Source organism: Polaromonas sp. P1_E3 (assembly GCF_056405935.1).
On record NZ_JBFUBD010000598.1, the window covers coordinates 1 to 1,294 of the forward strand.

Here is a 1,294-nt window from a genome sequence, read left to right on the forward strand (position 1 = left end):
GCCCACCCCCAAGGCAAGGCCGAGATACAGGGGATGGTCGTAACCCGTGCCGCCGCCGCCCAGTTTCATGGTGGCCAGCACCCACGCGCCGCCTACCAGCAGCACCGTGACAACGGCAACCACACCCTCCGGTACGCCCGCGCTACGCGCCGCGCGGCCGCCTGCAAACAGGCCGAGCGCCAACACGGTGGCGCCGAGGAAGGTCGCCAGCAATGTGGCGGTTGCCTTCCATCCGTGATGCGGCGCAGCCGTCAAACTGCCCGACTCGGGTGGCTCCAGTGCGGTTTTGGCAGGCGACCACTGGCGGTACTTCTCATGCCGGGCCTTCATCAGGCGCTGGCTCCAGCTGTCAGCTTGCGGCGCCGCATGCGAGAACGCCAATTCCATGTGGTACAGCCGCTGCTGGCTGTCCAGCTCGTGCGGCACGACCACAGTTTGCAGGCCTGCCTTGCCGTTGTCGGCCAGCAGCGCGGGCAGCTGCTCGCGCCAGTACCCGGGCACTGGAGGTGCTTCGCACGCCAGGGGGGCAGACTCGGCGCCGGGCTGCAACAGGGTTACCTCATTGGCCCGCATTTCGCTCTGCCTTATCCGTGTCCTGTCCCAGTTACAGGTAAAGCGCAGCGTGCCTTGCAGGACGATGTCGGGGCGGTACAGGGGCAATGGCAGCGAGCTGGTGTTGGCCAGACGCAGCGACAGCATCAGGCGTATCTGGCCCTCGGCAGAGGGCGCAGCCCAGATGCCGGGCGCGATAGGCTGCATGTCGCGCAGCTCCAGCGTGAAAACCGGCGCGCCTGAGGTGCCGGGCCCCCATCGCGGGGTCATCGCCTGGTTGATTGCCGTCTGCCAGGTCGCACGAAACTCGGGGCCCATCACGTCGTCGCGCTGCCGGCCACGCTCGATGGCGGCGGCCACATTGTCTGTTGGCGGTTTCGCCCGGCCCGGCAACCGCCGCATGAGTGACGCCCAAAGGCCGGGCGCGGGTTTGGGCGCAGCGGTCGGTGGCGCTGCGCTGGTCATCTGGGCTGCATAGGCATGCAGCATTTCGGCGCGGAAGGCTTCAAGGTCCGCTTTGGGAGCTTCAGCCCGACGCAATACGTTCACCAGGAAGTAGGCCTGCGCGGGATTGCTGCCCACGCTCGTTTCGTAAAGCGCGGTGGTGTAGGCGGTCGGGACGGACGAAGGGTTGGCTGCGAAGGCCCAGCTCTGGAAGAGCAGCACGCCGCAGAGAATTTGGCGCAGGGTTCGCGTCATGGCTTTATACTGCCGCGCGGTACGAGTGAACATGGTTCTCGCC

At 66.9% G+C, this 1,294-nt stretch carries 1 protein-coding gene; it reads right to left on the reverse strand.

The features are described from left to right. On the reverse strand, positions 1-1,251 hold a 1,251-nt coding region (locus AC1D0Z_RS22035), incomplete at its 3' end, for a hypothetical protein (protein ID WP_477660279.1). Between the last annotated feature and the right edge of the window lie 43 nt (positions 1,252-1,294).